The sequence below is a fragment of the Deinococcus rhizophilus genome (assembly GCF_030271215.1).
GTDB lineage: Bacteria > Deinococcota > Deinococci > Deinococcales > Deinococcaceae > Deinococcus > Deinococcus rhizophilus.
In genome coordinates this window covers 1-999 of sequence record NZ_JASNGB010000341.1, presented here as the reverse complement: position 1 = coordinate 999, position 999 = coordinate 1, and the positions used below count along the sequence as shown (strand labels likewise).

Annotated in this window: 1 pseudogene; it reads right to left on the bottom strand. The window is 77.5% G+C overall.

Features of this window, described 5'->3' with window-relative positions:
• Window positions 1–999 (bottom strand): annotated as a pseudogene (locus QOL99_RS17220) (polymer-forming cytoskeletal protein); the annotation flags it as partial.

The window sequence follows — 999 nt, the reverse complement described above, 5'->3', positions numbered from 1 at the left end:
TCAGCCCGCCCACGGTCACGCGTGGTCCGCTCAGGCTGGCGCTCAGCGCAAAGGTCTGCGCCGGGAGGCTGGCCCGCGCCGCCCCCTCCCCGAAGCGCTGCGGGCGCAGGCGCACGCTGCCGCGCAGGTTGTCCACCTCCCCGGTCGCCGCCGCCGTCAGCAGCGGCCCGGTCACATTCACCCGCAGGTCGCGCAGGGTGGCGGGCAGGGTCAGGCGGCCCTGAGCGGTCAGGCGGTGCCCGGCGAGTTCCCCGGAGGCGTCCACCCGCCCGTCCCTGGCCTGGATTCGCAGCGGCCCCGCACTCAGCGTTCCGGAGAGGCGCCCCCCCCGCGCCGTCAGGTCGCCCTCGAGGGGTTGCCCCGCCAGCGTGAGCTGCCGCGCCCGCACGTCGAAGTCGGAGAGGCCGCGCAGATTGACCCGCGCCGACCCGCCCGCGCCGTCGAACACGTCGAGGGTGCCGCGCGGAGTGGTTCCGCTGCCGCGCACCTGCCCGTCCACGTAGAGGCCCTCCAGCGGCCCGCGCACCCGCAGGTCGTAGCTGGCCGCCGGGAGCGCCGCCGTTCCATTCGCCCGTAGGCCGCCCGGTCCCTGCGCGGTCACGTCCAGCGCCCGCCACGGTCCGGCCAGCGTGAGCGCGTAGCCGCCCGCCAGCGTGCCCCGCGCCCGCACCTGTCCCGCGAAGTCCGGTCCCCAGGTCGCGCTTCCCTGCACCTGCCCGGAGCGCCCGAAGGCGGTCAGGGCCTGGGCACCTTCCACCTCTGCCAGCTCCGACCGGGCGTCGTACCGCACCCGCAGGTCGCCCCAGGTCCCGCTCGCCGTGAGGCGCGGGGTCAGCGTCCCTGTGAGGTCCAGCGCCTGCCCCGGCAGGGTCATGCCCGCCCGGGTCAGCGGCGCGGTGCGCCCGGTCAGCCGGGCCCGCAGGTCGCCGTAAGGCCCGGTGACGCTCACCGCGAGCGTCTGCCCCTGCCACGTCACCGGGCCGGAGGCGGCCACGTCGG